Origin of the sequence: Capnocytophaga sp. oral taxon 902 (assembly GCF_013394735.1) — a bacterium.
Classification (GTDB): Bacteria; Bacteroidota; Bacteroidia; order Flavobacteriales; family Flavobacteriaceae; genus Capnocytophaga; species Capnocytophaga ochracea.
Map to the genome: position 1 here is coordinate 2,535,213 of NZ_CP058261.1, position 19,260 is coordinate 2,554,472.

The window sequence follows — 19,260 nt, forward strand, 5'->3', positions numbered from 1 at the left end:
TTAGTTACTTACTTGTTAATTGTCAATTATCAATTATCAATTGATTAGTGTTCTTCTTCCACTGCTTGTCCTATAAACAAAGCTGATAACAGTGTAAACACATAGGCTTGCAAAACAGCTACCAATAGCTCCAAGATACAGATAAACAAGGTAAAAACTATCGACACAGGCGATATATACACCGTTCCAAAGATGAAGATGAGTGAAATCAAGCTCAGTACAATGATGTGTCCTGCCGTCATATTGGCAAATAAACGTATCATCAAGGCAAAAGGCTTAGTAAAAACACTCAACATTTCAATAGGTATCATAATTGGTAATATCCAGGTAGGAACTCCTGGGGGAGCAAAAATATGCTTCCAATAGTGTTTGTTACTGCTAAATAAAGTGAGAATAAGGGTAAAGATAGCCAACATACCTGTGAAAAGAATATTGTTAGTTACCGTACCAGCAAACGGGAAAAACGGAATTAATCCGAAGAGATTTCCTATCCAAATCAAGAAAAACACAGTAAGCAAATAAGGCATATACCTATTGTAGTACTTTTCGCCTATGTTAGGAATCGCTATCTCATCGCGCACAAAGAGTACTATAGGTTCTAAAACTCCTGTTAAGCCTTTAGGGGCTTTGGGGTTCTTCTTGTAAGAACGTGCCATATAGGTGAAGATGAGCACCATCAATACCGATACTAAAAGCAATGAAAACACGTTCTTAGTAATAGAAAAGTTTAACGGACGCGTATTGGTTACTTCTCCTTTCGCGTTGAAAGAGAGAGGTGTATCAGCATTTGCATAGTAAATATCTTCTTTGTAGCGCACAAATCGCTGTCCGTCTTTATCTACTACTACCGTACCTTTGTTGTCGTGATGGAAGGCACTCGATAGGAAAGTCACTAATCCTTTATCGGTATAAAGAATGATAGGCAAGGGTAACGAATAAGTGTGCCCTTTATAATCAAACAAGTGAAAATCGTGTGAATCGTTGATGTGTTCATCAATCAAATCGTTGATTTGAAAAGGCTCTCCTTCCTCATTTTCAGTTGCAAAACCTTGTAGAGGAATGAGTGAGGTTACAAATAAAGTGATATATAGAATGTAATTCTTTACTTTCATTACTTGTTTTGTTTTTATTCGTGCAAATGTAGGAGTTTTTATTTAAGTGGCGAAATTATTTAACACATTTTTTCACTTAATGTAATATAACCTACTGAAATACAGAAGTTATATTTTAGGAGTTGAGATTTAGGTTTCGCTCTAATTATTAACTTCTAATTCTTATAAAATGCTATACACAGGGTGTCCTTTGAGTTTCTCTCTGCCGTTCAAAAAGTGGAGTTCCATCAAGAAATCTAGTTGTACAATATCACCACCGAGGCGTTCTACAAGTTTTACTACCGCTTCAGCAGTACCACCAGTAGCGAGGATATCGTCGTGAATAAGGATTTTTTCACCTTTTATAATAGCGTCTGCGTGAATTTCCAATACGTCTTGCCCGTACTCCAAATCGTAGGTTTGTGAGAGTGTTTTGTAAGGTAATTTCCCTTTTTTGCGTACCGGTACAAAGCCAGCCCCCAATCGTTGTGCAAGCAACATTCCGAAGAAGAACCCCCTACTTTCCATACCCACTACTTTGTCTATTTTCTGTCCGTGCAGGTTCTCCACGAGCAGGTCTATTACATATTGCCCTGCTTTCACATCCATTAGCAAAGGTGTAATATCTTTGAAGATAATTCCCTCTTTTGGAAAATCTTTAATATCTCTAATTTTACTTTTAATATATTCTTTTTTGTCCATTTTTTTACTTGTCACCTAATTACGTGGATTAAACACTTCTGCTAGCATACACCTCGCACTGCCTCCTCCACAAGTCTCAATGGTCTCTAAATTGCTGTGGAGTATCTGGGTATATTTCTCAATCGTCTGTATCTGTTGAGGGGTAAGGGCGTTATAAGCGGCATCACTCATCACCAAATAAGTACTGTCCTTACCCTGCACTTGTAGCATATTGCCTGCGTACTGGCACATCTGTTCAGGGGTGATGCTGATAATCTCTTTCTTGTCTTCTTTTAGGTGATGCAAAAGGTTCTTGCGCTCACTTTTGTTGGTGATGGTATCTAAACACACCACCGCAAAATTTTCACCTAAAGCCATCATCACATTGGTGTGATAGATAGGTACTTGCTTACCATCTACCTTTTGGTAAGCCTTGAAAATTACAGGCGTATACTCAAAATCTTCACAGAACTCAATAAATAGTTCCTCATCAGCGCGGGGCGAGAGCGCACAATAAGCCTTGCGATGCACGCGGTCGAGCACCATAGCTCCCGTACCTTCCAAGAAGATGTTTTCTTGTTCAGCATCAGTATAGTCATACACATTTTCGATGAGAAAACCTTCTTCCTCTACCTTATCCAAAATATCTTCACGACGCTCACGACGCCGATTTTCGGCAAACATAGGGTAAATTGCTACGTTGCCATTTTGGTGAAAGGTAATCCAATTATTCGGAAATACCGAATCAGGAGTGTTTTGCTCGTAAATATCGTCTACACCAATCACTTTTACTCCTACCTCACGTAGTTTATGCACAAAGGCATCAAACTCTTGTTGCGCTTGGCGATTGATTTCCTCGTTCTTCAAATCCATTTCCTCCTGGAAATAGTTGTTCACAACGGTTTCTTCGTTCATACGGAAGCGCACAGGGCGCACCATTAGTACAGTATTGGTAATTTGTTTTTTCATCAGTAAACAATGGTTAGCACTCAAAGCGACAAAAGTACAAAATAATCAGTAATTAACAATGAAGCAAGAAAAATTATTTTTTCAAAAACGCTACAATTCCGATTTTATCAGGCTCCATTTTAATTTCACCTTGCCTCTATTTTATCTTCCTCTTATCTTCACCTTATCTTCACCTTATCTTCGTTCATTGTTCGTCTTTTGTTCGTCTTTTGTTCGTCTTTTGTTCGTTGTAGAGCCACTGTAGACCCACTGTAGAGCCACTGTAGAGCCACTGTAGAGCCACTCATTGTTCGTTTATCGTTTAAGCCTTGTATAAGCAACCTCCTTAATTTACTCATCTACCCTTGCGATTTCCTCCCTTCATCATTTGTTCAAGTTTCAATTTATCTTTTATTTTTTATCTTTTACTTTTAAAAAATGCTATTACTTGGTATTGTAGTATTGGTACTATACTACTGTTAAGAAACACTTTTTTTATATACAAATTTCTTCTATCAGATATGGAGAAGAGACATAGTGCTATTAAAAATGCTACTAAACACTTTGATGCTATAAAAGTAGCAAAAATGGTTTAACTTGTAGATAATACCATAAAAAAGCTGTATAGCGTCTCGCTATACAGCTTTTTTCTCTCTACACAGCATTACTACAATACAGCAATGCAAGAAATCTCTACTTCTACGGATTTAGGTAATTGTGCTACTTGTACGGTTTCGCGTGCAGGTGCTGTTGCCTCGTTGAAATAGCGCGCATATACGCCATTTACTTGTGAAAACTGTCCCATATCGGCTAAGAAAATAGTAGTTTTTACTACATTCTCAAAAGTAGCTCCTGCTTCGGTAAGGATAGCTTTGAGGTTTTCCATTACTTGTTTGGTAGCGGCTTCTATGCCTTTCACTACTTCTCCTGTTGCAGGATTTACCGGTATTTGCCCTGATACGTAGAGTGTGTTGCCAGCTTTCACGGCTTGTGTGTAAGGACCAATAGGTGCTGGCGCTTTTTCTGTAAAAATGATATGTTTCATATAGCTATTAGTTATTAGTTGTTAATTGTTTGTTGTTAGTTTTGTAAAGTTGGCTTTCAGAGTTCCTACGTTGCCTACTCTGTCTTTGGCGTTTACAATGAGTTCGTATCTATTGGTTTGGGTAGTATCAATATCGCTGAAATGAAAGGTGAGGCATCGGTTTTTAGGTTCATATTCAAAGAGAATCCACTGCCCATTTAGGGTGGCGGAACAAGATTCAAATCCCGTAAGATTATCGTTTACTAAAATCTTGAGAGTATTACCTTTCACAATGCCACCGTTCCTAAAATTTACTGCCTTGAGAGTGGGCGGAATAGTATCCTTACGCAAATAGAACTTTCCTAAGTTACGCGATTTGGCTGTAAACACACCATCTTTATAGACTGTCGGTTCATAGCCCCCGTTCGAACGAGCTATAAATACCTTAGAAGTATCTTCATTGGCATAAGTATCACTTTTGATAGTTACAGTAAAGAACTTTTGAGCAGGAATGAAGGAACTACCTACGGTTAAAGTATCCTTAGTACTAGTAATATTCATCAAATAGTCTTTATAAAAAGTATCTTCGGGGAAGTATACACTTCCGTATTCCATTTCGTAATAATTATCACGAGTAGCAACTACTTGCTTATTGCCTTTAGGTTCTGGTCGAACTGTTTTTAAAGGCTCTCGTTTGCCTTCTATGGGAATATTGATTTTAGTAGTATTCCCTTTAAAATCTTCTGCAATAATAGATACGGTGTATTGTTTACCTTCTTCAATAGTAAGATAACCTTTATTAGGTTTTAAGGTAGGATATACTGATTCGAGTTTGTTGTTAGGCAATTTGTACAAAAGCTGTACAAACCCTTTGTGTTGTGCATATCGTTCGTAGTCTATAAGTGCATTAAGATAACGCGTTTCGTCATAGTTTACTTTATCAAAGACAGTTTCTAACTGGGTCTCTCCGTTGAGAAGTAAACTCACCTTGTAAATACCATTGCGGTGCATTGTTTCATCTTGACGGTCATAGCCCAAAATGCCAAAACCTATAGTGCCAATCGCATTAACTTTCTCGGTGAGGTAAGTGCCGTCTATCTGTTTATTTTTATTGAGCTGACGTGGTAACTGAGTGTTATCTATTTGTGCGTCATCACTTAGTGAATAAGCATATACAAGCAATACATCAGGAGGAGTGGTGTCTTGTATTTCTTGAAAACCAAAAAGCAGAGGATTCCAACCGTTATTGTGAATATCGCGTACCTCAAAATGCAAGTGTGGCCCTCTACTTCCGCCTGTATTACCACTGAGAGCTATCCAATCGCCTTTTTTTACGACAAATTGTTTTTCGGGAAGAAGTATATCGATATCATAGCTTTGCTTTTCGTATTGTTTTTGCTTTACGTAAGCTTCTATTTCAGGGGCGTACTTTTGTAAATGCCCATAAGTAGTTACATAACCATTGGGGTGGGTAATAAACAACATTTTGCCATAACTGTAAGGACTTACTTTGATACGAGACACATAGCCATCTTCGGAAGCAAACACCTGTAGTCCTTCACGACCTTCGGTTTTTAGGTCGATGCCACCGTGAAAGTGGTTGGGACGCAATTCAGCAAAATTACCTGCGAGCAAAGGTTTAGTGTTGAGAGGCATTGCGACCTGGAAAGACTGAGCTTCTAAGGTAAGAGGTAAGAGGTAAGAGGTAAAAAGTAAAAGATTGGATAATAAGCAGGCGATAAGTTTTTTCATTGTTTCCGTTTAAAATATTTTGCTTTTGTAAAAACGGCGCAAAAGTAAGAATAATTTGTCAATTAGCCAATTTTTGATATTTTAGGTATGAAAAAAAACTTTACCAAAGTTCTATGGCTTTGGCAAAGTTCGTGTGATAAGATTTCTTAAAGCGTGCTGATGTTCAAATCCTCTAAATCAAGAGTAGCACCTATTTCTAAGAGGTGTAAGCGACGGTGGTCGTCTTTAAATTTGCGTTTAGCCGCTTCTTTATCAATTTTAATTACAGGGAAGGTGTCGTAATGCACACCTAACACATTGCCTACCTCTACAAAACGAGCCGCTGTAAGAGCATCGCGTACGCCCATTGTATAGTTGTTGCCGATAGGAAAAATAGCTAAATTCACCTTGTATTGGTGAGGAATAATTTTCATATCGTAATGTAAGGCGGTATCTCCTGAAATGTAGATAGTATTATCGTTGTAATCAATCAAGAAACCAGCAGGATTGCCTCCATAAGAGCCATCGGGGAAGGAAGATGAGTGTTCTGCCTTAATCATCTTTATTTTTACCTTGCCATCTACGAAGCGGTGAGAGCCTCCGAGGTTCATAGCGTGACCACTAAGCCCTAATTTTTCGTAATGAGCGAGAATTTCAGGATTGGTAATCAGTTGAGCGCCTGTGCGTTTGGCAATAACCCCTACATCGGCAATATGGTCGCCGTGGGCGTGGGTAATGAGGATATAATCCGCTTTGATAGAGTTTATATCAATGTGTGAAGCCAAAGGGTTTGGGCTAATAAAAGGGTCTACGAGAAAGTGAGTCCCATTGATGTCTATATTCACGCAAGCGTGACCTAAATAAGTTACTTTCATAGTGTTTTATTTATTTGTTGTTTAAGGCTACAAATGTAGAGATAAAAAATGAATAAAGCAAATAATTTTCAGTTTTTATTTTAATGTCACTTCTACAACCAAGTACAATTTTTTAAATTAACAAATAATCCTTACTTTTGCGCTCTAAACTGAAAAAGAATGGAAAATACCTATATATTAGCTATAGAATCTTCTTGCGATGACACTTCTGCTTCAGTGCTTTGCAATGATAAAGTGCTTTCTAATGAGGTGGCAAATCAAGAGGTGCATAAACAATACGGCGGGGTAGTGCCCGAATTGGCTTCACGCGCTCACTTGCAAAACATAGTGCCCGTAGTGGCTCAAGCGCTCAAAAAAGCAGGAATAACCAAAGAAGAGCTCTCGGCTATTGCCTTTACAAGAGGGCCAGGCTTAATGGGGTCGTTGCTCGTCGGGACTTCATTTGCTAAGTCGATGGCAATGGGACTGAATATCCCACTCATTGAAGTGAACCATATGCAGGCACATATTTTAGCACATTTTATAGAGGAAGGTCAGCCTAAACCCGATTTCCCTTTTCTTGCAATGACTATCAGCGGAGGGCATACCCAAATAGTGAAGGTGAACAGCTTTTTTGATATGGAAGTGTTGGGCGAAACTCTTGACGATGCAGTAGGGGAGGCGTTCGACAAAACCGCTAAAATATTAGGACTACCTTACCCTGGAGGGCCTCTCATCGATAAATACGCCCAAGAGGGCAACCCTAAAGCCTTTAGTTTTTCTAAACCTAAAATATCTGGTCTCAACTTCAGTTTTTCGGGACTTAAAACAGGTATTCTCTATTTTGTACAGAAAAACACTGAAGAAAATCCTAATTTCATAACTGAACATTTAGCCGATATCTGTGCCTCGGTACAACACACAATTGTGGAAGTACTGATGAGTAAACTCAAAAAAGCTGTAAAAGAAACAGGTATCAAGCAAGTGGCTATTGGGGGAGGAGTATCGGCTAATTCGGGTATTCGCAAAGCGCTCACAGCTTTAGGACAGCAATACGGTTGGCAAACCTTTGTGCCTAAATTTCAGTATTGTACCGATAATGCAGCGATGATAGGCATTGTAGGGTATCACAAGTTTTTGGAAAGGAATTTTGTAGCACAAGAAGTAACTGCTCAAGCGCGACTTTTTTTTGATTAGCAGATTTCTTAATTTATTTTGAAACATTCAAAATAAATTCGTACTTTTGTCTCCTAAATTATAAAAACCATTGAAACGATGAAGACAGAAACATCATTAAATGAAAAACAAGGACACTGGATTCTCGCCAAGCTCGGCAAGAAAGTGTTGCGCCCAGGAGGAAGAGTACTCAGCGAATGGTTAGTGAAAAACTTAGAGATTACCTCCAAAGATGATATTGTAGAGTTTGCCCCAGGCTTAGGATTTACGGCTAATATAGCTTGTTCTTACAAGCCTTTCAGCTATACGGGAGTAGATATGAATGAAGCAGCTGCTGCTTTGGCTAAAAAGAATATTCACTATGAAAATGCGCGTGTGATTGTAGCCGATGCCGTAGCTTCTACACTTCCTGATGCTTTTGCTAATAAAGTGTATGGTGAGGCAATGCTCACTATGCAACCTCTTGAACACAAAAAAGCTATTATTGCGGAGGCTTTTAGGATACTTAAACCGGGAGGTTATTACGCTATTCACGAATTAGGCTTACAGCCAGACAATGTGAGCGAAGAGGTGAAAAACGATGTTTTTAAAGAATTAAGTGCTAATATACGTGTACACGCACGCCCTATGACCCCCAGTGAGTGGAAAGCTCTTTTTGAAGAGCAAGGTTTTAAGGTGGTGAAAGAACAGCATAATGCAATGCTCTTACTTGAAAATAAGCGTGTATGGCAAGATGAAGGGATATTCCGCACGTTTAAATTCTTCTTTAATCTCTTTACCCACCCCGATTTGCGCAAACGCGTGATGAATATGAAGAAAACGTTTAGAAAACACCAAAAGAACTTAGACGCTATTGCTCTTGTTGTTCAAAAACCCCTTTAAACGATTTTACAAAAAAGCTCATATCTTTATAGGAAATCTCCTATAAAAATATGAGCTAAAAAAAGTAACAAATAAAAATAATTTTCTTCGCTTTAATGGTCTTTTACAATTACAAGTTGTGCTTTCGAGCCTGTTGCTAAATCCCAACGGTTGCGTATAATGGTGTTGCCTTTGTCGTCCAGCACCATAAACTCGGCTGTATTAGGACCTGATTCACCTTGGTTGAGCGCTAAAAACTCTACTTTGTTGAAGCCAGGTTTCAATTCTACTTTAAAACCTCTGAACTCTCCAAGAAGAAAAATATCGCGAACTTCTTCTACTCCATTCACATATAAACTCACTCGATCGCCATCAATAGCTGCGAAGTCGCGACAATATACATTTACAAACTTTCCATTATTGGTGAAGTCGCCAAAGAATTGGTCGCCTTTTGGGGCTTCGTAATCTTCCCGTTTATGGTCGTTGAGTACCTCATAATTAGGTTTGAACTCTATTTTACGCTGTACCAAATTACTCTTTCCCGTAAAATCAATGCTCTTTTCAGGCATCTTCATCCAGGGATTATTCTCTTTTTTAGGAGCTATCCGCAGATTGATGGGACTACCCTTGTACTCTATCTCAGGTGATTTTTCTAACGGAATGACTACCTTTTCATCTTTTTTACGTGTTTCAAAAGGTTGAGCTTGAGCTACTAATCCCCCTAACAAAAGTAATATGTACAAGTATAAATGTTTCATATTGTTTGAGCATTTACTTTTTTATAGCGATAACTATGCCAAATTTGCTCTTTTGCCAATTGTTTTATACTTTTGCGCTTTATTATAAAGTATTTTTTTATGAAAAACATTACATTATTTGTAGCGCTGTGTGCTTCTTTTGTAGCAACAGCACAGGATGACCTAATCAGATCGGTAGCAGGAAATCAATCGGCTAATGCTGGATTTCAGTTTACTACCGTTATTAATCTCGAACGTACCGACGTGAAAGACCAAGGTAGTAGTGGAACTTGCTGGAGCTATGCAGGGGCTTCGTTTATAGAAAGTGAGATGAAGCGTATGGGTAAAAAGCCTATTGACCTTGCCGAAATCTACACCGCTCGCAACTGTTATATCGAAAAAGCTAAACAATATGTGCGTATGCACGGCAATTTGGATTACGGACAAGGAGGTGAACTCCACGATGTAATCAATATGTACGCCAAATATGGTGCTGTACCTCAAAATGTTTATACAGGCTTGCACTATGGTACTACTCGCAATGATTTTGGTGAACTGCACGCTATCTTACAAGGCTTTTTAAAAGGAATGATAAGAAATGGTGAAAAGAAGAAAAAACTCACCCCTAACTGGCTACCTGCTTTCACAGCAACCATCGATGCCTATTTAGGTGCAGTGCCCGAAAGTTTTATGTATGAAGGTAAAAAGTACACTCCTCAGAGCTTTGCTAAAGAGCGCGTAGGTATCAATCCTGCCGACTATATAGAAATGGTATCGTATGTCGATCAGCCTCTCTACAAAAACGTATTTATGGCAGTACCCGATAACTGGAGTTTTGATTACGCTTATAATATCGCAATGACCGACCTCACTAAAACCATTGACAATGCGCTTAAAAAAGGTTATACGGTAGCGTGGGCAGCCGATGTGAGTGAGCGTTATTTCAGTTGGAAAAACGGAGTGGCTTTTGTGCCCGAAAAAGAAGTGAGTGAGATGAGTAACGAGGAAGCCTTGTATCTTTTTTCTAATCCTCCTACTGCCGAAAGAACTATCACCCCCGAGATGCGTCAGAGAGATTTTGATAACTATCAAACCACCGATGACCACGCAATGCACATCGTAGGGCTTGCCAAAGACCAAAACGGACGGGAGTACTACATCGTGAAAAACTCTTGGGGCTTGCGCAACGACTATGAGGGCTACTTGTATGTAACTAAAGCCTTTGTACAGTTTAAAACTACTGCAATTATGCTTCACAAAGGAGGAGTGCCGAAAGAGGTGCTTTCAGGTAAGAGATAAGAAGTTAATACTAAAAATTGTTCATTATTTATTGCTAATTAATAAATTGTTTCGTATCTTTGCCGAATAGTTACCAAATCATTCTCGTATGAACTTACACGAATACCAAGGAAAGGAAATCCTTTCGAGTTTTGGGGTGCGCGTACAACGTGGTATCGTTGCTCACACTCCCACCGAAGCCGTAGAGGCAGCTAAACAGCTCACTGAAGCCACTAATACTCAGTGGTACGTGGTAAAAGCACAAGTACACGCCGGGGGGCGCGGAAAAGGTGGTGGCATTAAGTTAGCTAAAGGGTTAGACCAAGTAGAGCCCATCGCTTCTCAAATTATAGGAATGCAACTCGTTACCCCTCAAACGCCACCTTCAGGAAAAAAAGTACATCAAGTGCTCATCGCCGAAGACGTATATTACCCTGGAGAAAGCGAACCCAAAGAGTTCTATATGTCGGTACTATTGAACCGTGCCAAAGGTAAAAATATGATTATGTATTCTACCGAAGGCGGAATGGATATCGAGGCAGTTGCCGAAAAAACACCGCACCTTATCTTCACCGAAGAAATCGACCCTGCCGTAGGGCTCTTGCCTTTCCAAGCTCGCCAGATTGCTTTCAACTTAGGAGTTACTGGTGACGCTCAAAAAGAAATGGTGAAGTTCGTAACAGCACTCTACAATGCTTATGTATCTTCTGATGCTAGTTTGTTTGAAATTAACCCTGTTCTAAAAACTTCTGATAATAAAATAATGGCAGTAGATGCCAAAGTAACTCTTGATGACAATGCGCTCTTCCGTCACCCTGAGTATGCGGCTTATCGCGATACACGAGAGGAAAACCCAGTAGAAGTAGAAGCTAAAGCGGTAGGGCTCAACTATGTTGCTCTTGATGGTAACGTGGGCTGTATGGTAAATGGTGCAGGCTTAGCAATGGCTACGATGGACTTGATCAAACAAGCGGGTGGTTCACCTGCTAACTTCCTTGATGTAGGAGGTACCGCCGATGCCAAACGCGTAGAAGCTGCTTTCCGTATTATCCTCAAAGACCCTAATGTAAAGGCTATCCTTATCAATATCTTTGGTGGTATTGTGCGTTGCGACCGTGTAGCACAAGGGGTAGTAGATGCCTACCAAAATATGGGCGATGCTATCAAAGTGCCTATCATAGTGCGCTTGCAGGGTACGAATGCCGAGCTTGCTAAAGAAATATTAGACAATTCAGGCTTAGCGGTTCACTCAGCAATCCTCTTCCAAGAAGCCGCCGATAAAGTAAAAGAAGTATTACAATAAACAACAGATAATATTTTTAGCTTTTCTGTTTTGAAGTTTATTCTTAGGAAAATATTCTAAATTCATATCGGTACACAAATTTTATTATTAAAAATTTGTGTACCGATATTATTTTTCATATCTTTGCGCCCAATTAAAATTTCAATAAAAATATATGAAATCAAACGTATTAGGTTATCCTCGTATTGGTGAAAAACGAGAACTTAAAAAAGCCAATGAGTCTTTCTGGGCTGGTAAAATATCAGAAGAAGAACTCTTAGCTGTGGCTGAAAATATTCGTGTTCATAACTGGACACTACAAAGAGAAGCTGGGGTAGACTTGATTCCTTCTAACGACTTCTCTCTTTATGACCAAATGCTTGACTTTTCGTTTACAGTAAGCGCTATTCCTGAGCGTTTTGCACCAATTAAACATTTGCGTGATTTAGAACGTTATTACGCTTTAGCACGTGGCTATCAAAAAAATGGTATCGATATTACTGCAATGGAAATGACCAAATGGTTTGATACCAACTATCACTATATCGTACCCGAGTTTACCAAAGACCAATCTTTCAAAATTCTTGTAAACAAACCTTTGCAAGAGTATAACTTGGCTAAAAAACACGGTTTCGACACTAAGCCTGTACTTATCGGTTTGGTAACTTATTTACTTCTCGGTAAAGAAAAAGAACAAGGTTTCCACCGTTTAGACTTGGCTGAGCGTTTGTTGCCTGTGTATGTACAAATCGTACGAAGTTTGGTAGATGCAGGGGCTAAAACTATTCAAATAGACGAACCTTACTTAGCTCTCGACCTTCCTGAAGGCGCTGCCGATGTATACAAAAAAGTATATACCGAACTAAGAAGCAAATTCCCTACTACCGAATTTATCCTCACTACCTACTTCGGAGCATTGGATAACAATACCGAATTAGCTGTGTCATTGCCTTTCAATGTATTGCACATCGATTTAGTGCGCGCAGCAGCTCAGCTTGACAAAGTGCTCAAAGCTCTTCCTGCCGATAAAAAACTATCGCTTGGAGTAGTAGACGGGCGCAATATTTGGAAAAACAACTTCGAACACTCATTAGCATTGATTGAGAAAGCTAAAGAAGCTATCGGGGCTGACCGCCTATTGATAGCTACTTCTTGCTCATTATTGCACTCTCCTTGCAACCTCGAACTCGAAAACAACGAGAAAGTGCTTACCCCTGAAATCAAACAATGGTTGGCTTTTGCTAAACAAAAAGTAAAAGAAGTAACTACTTTGCAAGCCCTTGCTACAGGTCACATAACACCTGAGGTAAAAGCCGTTTTTGAAGAAAACAAAAAAGCAGCTGAAACACGTAAAACTTCACCGCTTATCCACGACAACAAAGTGAAAGAGCGCGTGAACAACATCACAGCCAAAGACGATGTGCGCCACAGTCCGTTCAACGAGCGTAAAGTAGCACAACACAAAGCGTTAAACTTACCTCTCTTTCCTACAACTACTATTGGGTCATTCCCTCAAACCGACGAGGTACGCAGCTGGCGTGCTCGCTTCAAAAAAGGAGAACTCACTCAAGCCGAATACGACAAGCTATTGGAAAAAGAAATTGAAGAGTCTATCCGTTTCCAAGAAGACGCTAATATCGATGTACTCGTACACGGCGAATTTGAGCGCAACGATATGGTGGAATACTTTGGTGAATTGCTCAAAGGATATACCTTCACTAAATTCGGTTGGGTACAAAGTTACGGTTCACGTTGCGTAAAACCACCGATTATCTTTGGTGATATTTCACGTCCAGAACCAATGACTGTACGCTGGAGCAAATACGCACAATCGCTTACCAAATTGCCCGTAAAAGGTATGCTTACAGGCCCTGTAACTATCTTGCAATGGTCGTTTGTACGCGATGACCAACCGCGTTCTGAAACTTGTTTGCAGATAGCTTTAGCAATCCGCGATGAAGTAGTAGACCTCGAAAAAGCAGGCATCAAAGTTATTCAGATTGACGAACCAGCTATCCGCGAAGGATTGCCTTTGCGCAAGAGCGAGTGGAAAGCCTACTTTGATTGGGCTATCAAAGCGTTCCGTATTTCAGCTTCAGGTGTGAAAGACGAAACTCAAATCCATACCCATATGTGCTATTCTGAGTTCAACGATATGATTGAAGCTATCGCCGATATGGACGCCGATGTGATTACCATAGAGTGCTCACGTTCACAAATGGAACTCCTCGATGTATTTGGTGACTTCAAATATCCTAACGAAATAGGTCCTGGAGTATACGACATTCACTCACCACGCGTACCTTCACAAGAAGAGATGACCAACTTGATGAAGAAAGCCATTTCGGTAGTGCCCAAAGAGCAATTGTGGGTAAACCCCGACTGCGGACTCAAAACGCGTCACTGGCCAGAAACCAAGGCAGCTCTCCACGCAATGGTTGATACCGCCAAAGAACTTCGCAATCTTTACAAATAAGATATAAGAAGTAATAAATAAAAAAAGCAATGTGCATTTTCTCGCACATTGCTTTTTTGTGTTAAAATTGTTCTTTTGCTTTGTAGAAATAAAACTTTTTTATACATTTGCCTCATCAAACCAAAATAACTATTATAAGAAGTACTAACTTGTATAGTTTTTAAAACATATTATAAAATAACATATAGCGTTTCGCTTTACAGTTTCCTAATTTCTGAAAACGACCAATTTTTCAATGTTACAAGGAAAGTGAAAGTGGAAATGCCTGCGGTTACGTGGGCATTCCTTTTGCTTTGTAACATAGCCTTTGGTCGGGCTTCAGAAATTGAGCAATAAGGAATGTTCCCACGTTTTTTATTGCTTTATTATAGCGAAACCTACTTAAAAGGCGGTAACCGAAAAGCCTGAACAGAGTAGGTATAAACTTAATTTTATGTAACAATAGCAATGAAAAACAAAAACAAAAACAAAAACGTAGCGTGGGCGACCTTTCGCACTGCTACACAGGTAGTAGCCATTATGGCAGTAATTTTAGTAACCCTTATCGCTTGTGGTAAAAGCGACAGTGGAGGAAGTGTACAAAACAAGGATTTGATTGGCACTTGGAAATTAGAAAGTATGACTATTGATGGAAAAAGCATAGAGGATTTTTTTTCTGATAATGGAAAAGAAGTGTCAGTTTCTTCAAAAAAATGCCGAAATAACTCTACCGTTACTTTCTTAGAAAAAGAAGGAGTATCAAATACTTGTGATGATAGCCACCCAAATAATAAAAAAGAATGTAAATGTGAGTCTATACCATTTATCTATACAATATCTGGTAATACAATTGCTTTAAAATCAACAAAAGGGGCTGATTCTAGAACATTTTCTATAATAGGGAATAAACTGACTTTTAGTTACTCAAGAGAAGATGAAAAAGGTAAAAAGCATACTTTAGTAGAAACCTATGTAAAGCAGTAAACTTCCCATATCATTACCCTTAGAAACTTATTTAAGGAACAAAAAGAGCAAAGCGCATTAAAGTGCTTTGCTCTTTTTTAATCTGCTAACTCCAAAAATCTTAACTTACTCTGTTGTAGTTTTTTCAGGTAATTCATTATGTTCTTCGCGTCTAAATACAAAAGTATCATAATAAGTATTGAAAAACTGTACAAACATAACCGCACCTTGTCGGTCTTTGTAGACTTCTACTAACAAATCTCCATCTTTATTAGGAGCTATGCGTATTCTATCAATATCTACTCCTAAATAAATAGGAATAAACGGATAGATTCTAAACCTATTATAGCGTTGCCAAAAGTTCTTCTTCTGTTTGCCTTTAAAACCAGCTACGATTCTCACAGTAGTCGTGCTATCCTTTACTTTTTGGTAACTCACGTACAGCGAATCTGCTTTTACTTGCAGTTTAAACCTACTTAAAGGTAGCGCTGTTTCTTGGTATTCTTTGGGTAGTAACGGAAAGAACAAGGGAGCTTGCTTTTCCATAGGCTCAGAATACACATAATACGTTCCTTCATTAAGGGTCTTAATAGCAGCTTCATCCATAGGAGCTGTCATTTTAGGGCGTTGCACTGTTTTACACGAAAACAGCAATAACGATAGTAAAACAAAAGCAATAATTCTCATATAAAATTATTATTAATCATTCACCACGAATCATTCACCACTAACCATTAACCATTAACCATTAACCATTAACCATTAACCATTAACCATTAACCATTAACCATTAACCATTAACCATTAACCACTAATCATTCACCATTAATCATCAGTTTCTCTCTTTTAGCATCGGTACAAACTGAAAAGTCCCGTGCGTAGTCTTGTGAAATTCTTTTTCCGAAATGCGCTCGTAAAGCGTCATTGTTTGAGTTTCTTCTCCTATCGGAATTACTAAACGTCCTCCTATCGCCAATTGTGCAAGCAACGCTTTCGGTACATAAGGAGCGCCTGCCGTTACCAAAATACGGTCAAAAGGCGCTTCGTTAGGAATCCCTTTATAACCGTCGCCAAAGTACATATGCACAGTACGATTCATTAGTTTGGGGAGTAGTTTTTGTGTTTGTTTAAAGAGTTTCTGTTGTCGTTCAATAGTGTAAAGCTGTACCCCTAAATATAGCAGTACACTAGCTTGATAGCCACTGCCCGTACCTATCTCCAATACTTTTTGTCGAGGTGATACTTGTAGCAATTCCGTTTGGAAAGCTACGGTATAGGGTTGAGAGATAGTTTGCCCTTCCTCTATCGGGAAAGCCTTATCTTGGTAAGCGTGGTCTTCAAAACTGCTGTCCATAAACAAATGGCGTGGTATCGTGCGAATAGCCTCCAATACACGCTTGTCCTTTATGCCTTTTTCTCTCAATAAATCAGCTAATTGATTGCGTAATCCTTTGTGTTTTAATGTGTCTTTCAGCGGTAGCATCTTCTTCTATTTTCGGGTACAAAATTCAACCTTTTTTTTCAACTAAAAAAGTATTTGTGTTATTTTTTTGCTAAAAAGTTGATTAGTTTAAAAATTATTTATACTTTTGTGGCGGAAAAAACTAAATTAGGAAAGAGATGAAGCGTTTAAAACGTAACTTGCATTTCATCTTTGTCTTCCTTTTAGCTACGGCTTGCAGAGTGAGCGATACCTCCTCTGAAGCCACTCAAGTAGTGAAAGTTGAAGATAGATATGAAATGACACTACCTAACTCTCTTACCAGCCAAAATAATCTTTATGAAGAAGCCTCTCTGCAATATGGCAACGGTAAGTCTGAGCTTTTTGTTGCAGTAATTGATGAAGACCGCAAGGAGCTTAATGAGGTACTTTACCAAGTGTTAAAGGACTCTTTGCATATTAAAAACAAAAAAGCCTTTGTTAAATCCTTCGGATTAAAGGACTATTTTAGCATCTGCAAAAAAGGTTGGGCAGAAGCCAAGATGATGCGCCCTACTGATAAACAAATCACCGAAACTACCATTAATAAATATCCTGCTGTAGTAGTTGAAACTACCGAAACCGTTAATGGTATCGGAGTCTTTTACGTGGTGGCTATTGTCGAAACTAAAAAGACCTACTACCAAGTTTTTACCTGGACGTTAGCTAGCAAAAAAGAAAAGAATTACCAGCAGATGAAAGATATTATCAATTCCTTAAAAGAATTATAAATACTTATCTATGACTATTAATGTAGCCCTTGCCAGCTTTGGTATGAGTGGACGGGTATTTCACGCCCCTTTCATAGCACAACACCCACAGTATCACCTCTATGCGATAGTAGAACGCCATCGTTCCGATTCGCACGCTCTATATCCTGGTGCTAAACTCTATCGCTCAGTAAACGAAATGCTACAAGACCCTGCGGTAGATTTGGTAGTGGTCAATACCCCCGTGCAAACCCATTATGAGTACGCCAAAGAAGCGTTATTAGCAAATAAGAATGTATTGGTTGAAAAGCCTTTTACGGTTACTGTCGAGCAGGCTGAAGAACTCAATACATTGGCTACAAAACAAGGCAAGCTGCTTTCCGTTTACCAAAATAGGCGTTATGATGGCGATTATTTAAAGGTGAAAGAAATAGTAAACAGTGGTGTGCTGGGCGAACTCAAAGAAGTAGAAATGCGCTTCGACCGTTTCCGCACTGAAATTAGTGCCAAGGCTCATAAGGAAACTCCCGAACGTGGGGGAGGGGCTCTCTACGATTTAGGAGCACATCTCATAGACCAAGCCCTCCAGCTATTTGGCACTCCTAAAAACGTATACGCCGATTTGGGTTACCTTCGCAAAGGTACTCAAACCGACGATTATTTTGAACTGATTTTCTTTTACGAAAACGAACTACGCGTCCGCCTTAAATCCACTACCTATGCTTTGGAACGCCAATGGGAGTACACCTTGCACGGCACTAAGGGTTCCTTCCTTCAACAGCGGTTCGACGGACAAGAAAATGCCTTAGTAGCGGGCACTATCCCTTCAGCCTCTCAGTGGTTGCCTTCTGTTACCGAGCCTAATGGCATTCTCCATACACTTGAAAAACGTTTGTTTACCACTGCCCAACACGGTAACTATTGGCTTTTTTATAACGACCTTTACCAAGCTTTAACAGGCAAAGGTGTCAATCCTGTCCCTGCCTCTCAAGCCGTTGAAATTATCAAACTTATTACTCAATTTAGCCAATAACACAATCTGCTAATTCTCTAATTTTCTAATTTGCAAATTACAACCTTCCTTGCAAGAATTTCTTTACTTTCTTCACATCATACCCCTTCCCCGATTCTAAATCTTCACTTTTTTGAGTGAAAAGCACATCTCCTTTTTCGTTGAGAATCAAAAAAGAGGGATAACCATATTGTGCGCCAGGGTTTCCGTACTTTTTAAAAGCCTTTTCATTCTTGTTTTCAGGTGAGAAGTTTAGGTGATAAAAAATATATTTCTTATCCAAAATACTTTTCAGTTCAGGCGTAGTAGTCACCAAATGGTTAAAGCGCAAGCACCACACACACCAATTCCCACCTATTTGCACCAACACTTTTTTGTGTTCTTTTTTAGCTTGTTTTAGCAGTTGTGTAATACGTGCATCACCGTCTTCCTCAGGGTGATAAGGTTGTTCATAACCAGCGCGTTCTTTACTTATTTCCTCACTGTTTTGAGACCAAAGAGCAGTACCTCCCCAGCAGAGGAGTGCTATAAAAAAGTATTTCTTCATAAAAACCAAATCTTTTGAAAATATATAATTACAAAAAAAGTGCCAAGATACTTCAAGAGCTACATCGAGGCTGTTTTAAAAGTCTTAAATTACATTTGCGTCGCTACACTTTGCCAAAGTTGCCTGTGCGACTTGCACCTTTGCCAAAGTTGATTACCTTGATAATCAATTTCTTTTAGCCATATTGTAGAGACGATTGGCAAATTGCCTTCACAATAAACATTACTAAATTTCCTCTTTTTAATAGATTTTATCTATCATAAATGGCTCTTATAAGCATCTAATATATAGGTTATTAATAGCGTTCCTTCGTCTTTTGTTCGTCTTTTGTTCGTCTTAGCTTCGTCTTAGGTTCGCTTTAGCTTCGGATAAACTCCCTCCAAAATGGCTCTTTTTTCCTCATTTCTCATAGATAATATCTATATAAAGA

At 39.1% G+C, this 19,260-nt stretch carries 19 protein-coding genes; 8 read left to right on the plus strand and 11 right to left on the minus strand.

What is annotated here, in order from left to right:
* Positions 1–44 precede the first annotated feature (44 nt).
* The 7 genes from atpB to HW278_RS10890 form a co-directional block, all read right to left on the minus strand.
* Positions 45–1,112: a F0F1 ATP synthase subunit A gene (gene atpB, locus HW278_RS10860; protein ID WP_178977820.1), complete on the minus strand. Its 1,068-nt coding sequence runs from the start codon at positions 1,110–1,112 to the stop codon at positions 45–47.
* Positions 1,113–1,274: 162 nt separating this feature from the next.
* Complete coding sequence (locus HW278_RS10865) at positions 1,275–1,793, minus strand: adenine phosphoribosyltransferase (RefSeq protein WP_016478792.1); 519 nt, start codon at positions 1,791–1,793, stop codon at positions 1,275–1,277.
* 15 nt (positions 1,794–1,808) lie between these two features.
* Complete coding sequence (ctlX, locus tag HW278_RS10870; RefSeq protein WP_178977821.1) at positions 1,809–2,741, minus strand: citrulline utilization hydrolase CtlX; 933 nt, start codon at positions 2,739–2,741, stop codon at positions 1,809–1,811.
* Positions 2,742–2,899: 158 nt separating this feature from the next.
* The gene (locus tag HW278_RS10875) at positions 2,900–3,079 is read right to left on the minus strand and encodes a hypothetical protein (protein ID WP_178977822.1); all 180 of its coding nucleotides are present in this window, start codon (positions 3,077–3,079) and stop codon (positions 2,900–2,902) included.
* Positions 3,080–3,387: 308 nt separating this feature from the next.
* On the minus strand, positions 3,388–3,765 hold the full coding sequence (locus HW278_RS10880; RefSeq protein ID WP_009411914.1) for a RidA family protein: 378 nt from the start codon (positions 3,763–3,765) through the stop codon (positions 3,388–3,390).
* 21 nt (positions 3,766–3,786) lie between these two features.
* A complete protein-coding gene (locus HW278_RS10885) occupies positions 3,787–5,496 on the minus strand; it encodes a M23 family metallopeptidase (protein ID WP_178977823.1) in 1,710 nt (569 codons plus the stop codon).
* A gap of 146 nt (positions 5,497–5,642) precedes the next feature.
* The gene (locus tag HW278_RS10890) at positions 5,643–6,350 is read right to left on the minus strand and encodes a metal-dependent hydrolase (protein ID WP_009420125.1); all 708 of its coding nucleotides are present in this window, start codon (positions 6,348–6,350) and stop codon (positions 5,643–5,645) included.
* A 159-nt stretch (positions 6,351–6,509) separates the two neighbouring features.
* On the opposite strand from HW278_RS10890, the gene tsaD reads away from it, so the two are divergent.
* On the plus strand, positions 6,510–7,526 hold the full coding sequence (gene tsaD, locus HW278_RS10895) for a tRNA (adenosine(37)-N6)-threonylcarbamoyltransferase complex transferase subunit TsaD (RefSeq protein ID WP_178977824.1): 1,017 nt from the start codon (positions 6,510–6,512) through the stop codon (positions 7,524–7,526).
* A gap of 78 nt (positions 7,527–7,604) precedes the next feature.
* Complete coding sequence (locus tag HW278_RS10900; RefSeq protein WP_178977825.1) at positions 7,605–8,387, plus strand: class I SAM-dependent methyltransferase; 783 nt, start codon at positions 7,605–7,607, stop codon at positions 8,385–8,387.
* A gap of 92 nt (positions 8,388–8,479) precedes the next feature.
* Here the strand turns inward: HW278_RS10900 and HW278_RS10905 are convergent, their stop codons facing one another.
* On the minus strand, positions 8,480–9,124 hold the full coding sequence (locus HW278_RS10905) for a hypothetical protein (protein WP_178977826.1): 645 nt from the start codon (positions 9,122–9,124) through the stop codon (positions 8,480–8,482).
* A 99-nt stretch (positions 9,125–9,223) separates the two neighbouring features.
* On the opposite strand from HW278_RS10905, the gene HW278_RS10910 reads away from it, so the two are divergent.
* From HW278_RS10910 to HW278_RS10925, 4 genes are all read left to right on the plus strand, one after another.
* Positions 9,224–10,402, plus strand: a complete 1,179-nt coding sequence (locus HW278_RS10910; protein WP_178977827.1) for an aminopeptidase C — start codon at positions 9,224–9,226, stop codon at positions 10,400–10,402.
* A gap of 88 nt (positions 10,403–10,490) precedes the next feature.
* The gene (sucC, locus tag HW278_RS10915) at positions 10,491–11,684 is read left to right on the plus strand and encodes an ADP-forming succinate--CoA ligase subunit beta (RefSeq protein ID WP_002671487.1); all 1,194 of its coding nucleotides are present in this window, start codon (positions 10,491–10,493) and stop codon (positions 11,682–11,684) included.
* A 154-nt stretch (positions 11,685–11,838) separates the two neighbouring features.
* Positions 11,839–14,139, plus strand: a complete 2,301-nt coding sequence (metE, locus tag HW278_RS10920; protein ID WP_178977828.1) for a 5-methyltetrahydropteroyltriglutamate--homocysteine S-methyltransferase — start codon at positions 11,839–11,841, stop codon at positions 14,137–14,139.
* A 447-nt stretch (positions 14,140–14,586) separates the two neighbouring features.
* A complete protein-coding gene (locus HW278_RS10925) occupies positions 14,587–15,102 on the plus strand; it encodes a lipocalin family protein (protein ID WP_178977829.1) in 516 nt (171 codons plus the stop codon).
* A gap of 105 nt (positions 15,103–15,207) precedes the next feature.
* Here HW278_RS10925 and HW278_RS10930 read toward each other — a convergent pair whose 3' ends face one another.
* Together HW278_RS10930 and HW278_RS10935 are read right to left on the minus strand one after the other, a co-directional pair.
* Positions 15,208–15,768 carry a hypothetical protein gene (locus HW278_RS10930; RefSeq protein WP_178977830.1) on the minus strand — a complete coding sequence of 187 codons (561 nt, stop codon included), beginning with the start codon at positions 15,766–15,768 and terminating at the stop codon, positions 15,208–15,210.
* A 145-nt stretch (positions 15,769–15,913) separates the two neighbouring features.
* Positions 15,914–16,564, minus strand: a complete 651-nt coding sequence (locus HW278_RS10935; protein ID WP_178977831.1) for a protein-L-isoaspartate(D-aspartate) O-methyltransferase — start codon at positions 16,562–16,564, stop codon at positions 15,914–15,916.
* A gap of 137 nt (positions 16,565–16,701) precedes the next feature.
* On the opposite strand from HW278_RS10935, the gene HW278_RS10940 reads away from it, so the two are divergent.
* Entirely contained in the window at positions 16,702–17,292 is a 591-nt protein-coding gene (locus tag HW278_RS10940) for a hypothetical protein (RefSeq protein ID WP_002671504.1), read from the plus strand.
* A gap of 10 nt (positions 17,293–17,302) precedes the next feature.
* On the plus strand, positions 17,303–18,304 hold the full coding sequence (locus HW278_RS10945) for a Gfo/Idh/MocA family oxidoreductase (RefSeq protein WP_178977832.1): 1,002 nt from the start codon (positions 17,303–17,305) through the stop codon (positions 18,302–18,304).
* Between the two features lie 37 nt (positions 18,305–18,341).
* Here HW278_RS10945 and HW278_RS10950 read toward each other — a convergent pair whose 3' ends face one another.
* Positions 18,342–18,830, minus strand: coding sequence for a thioredoxin family protein (locus HW278_RS10950; RefSeq protein ID WP_009411346.1), 489 nt, complete (start codon positions 18,828–18,830; stop codon positions 18,342–18,344).
* Positions 18,831–19,260 lie beyond the last annotated feature (430 nt).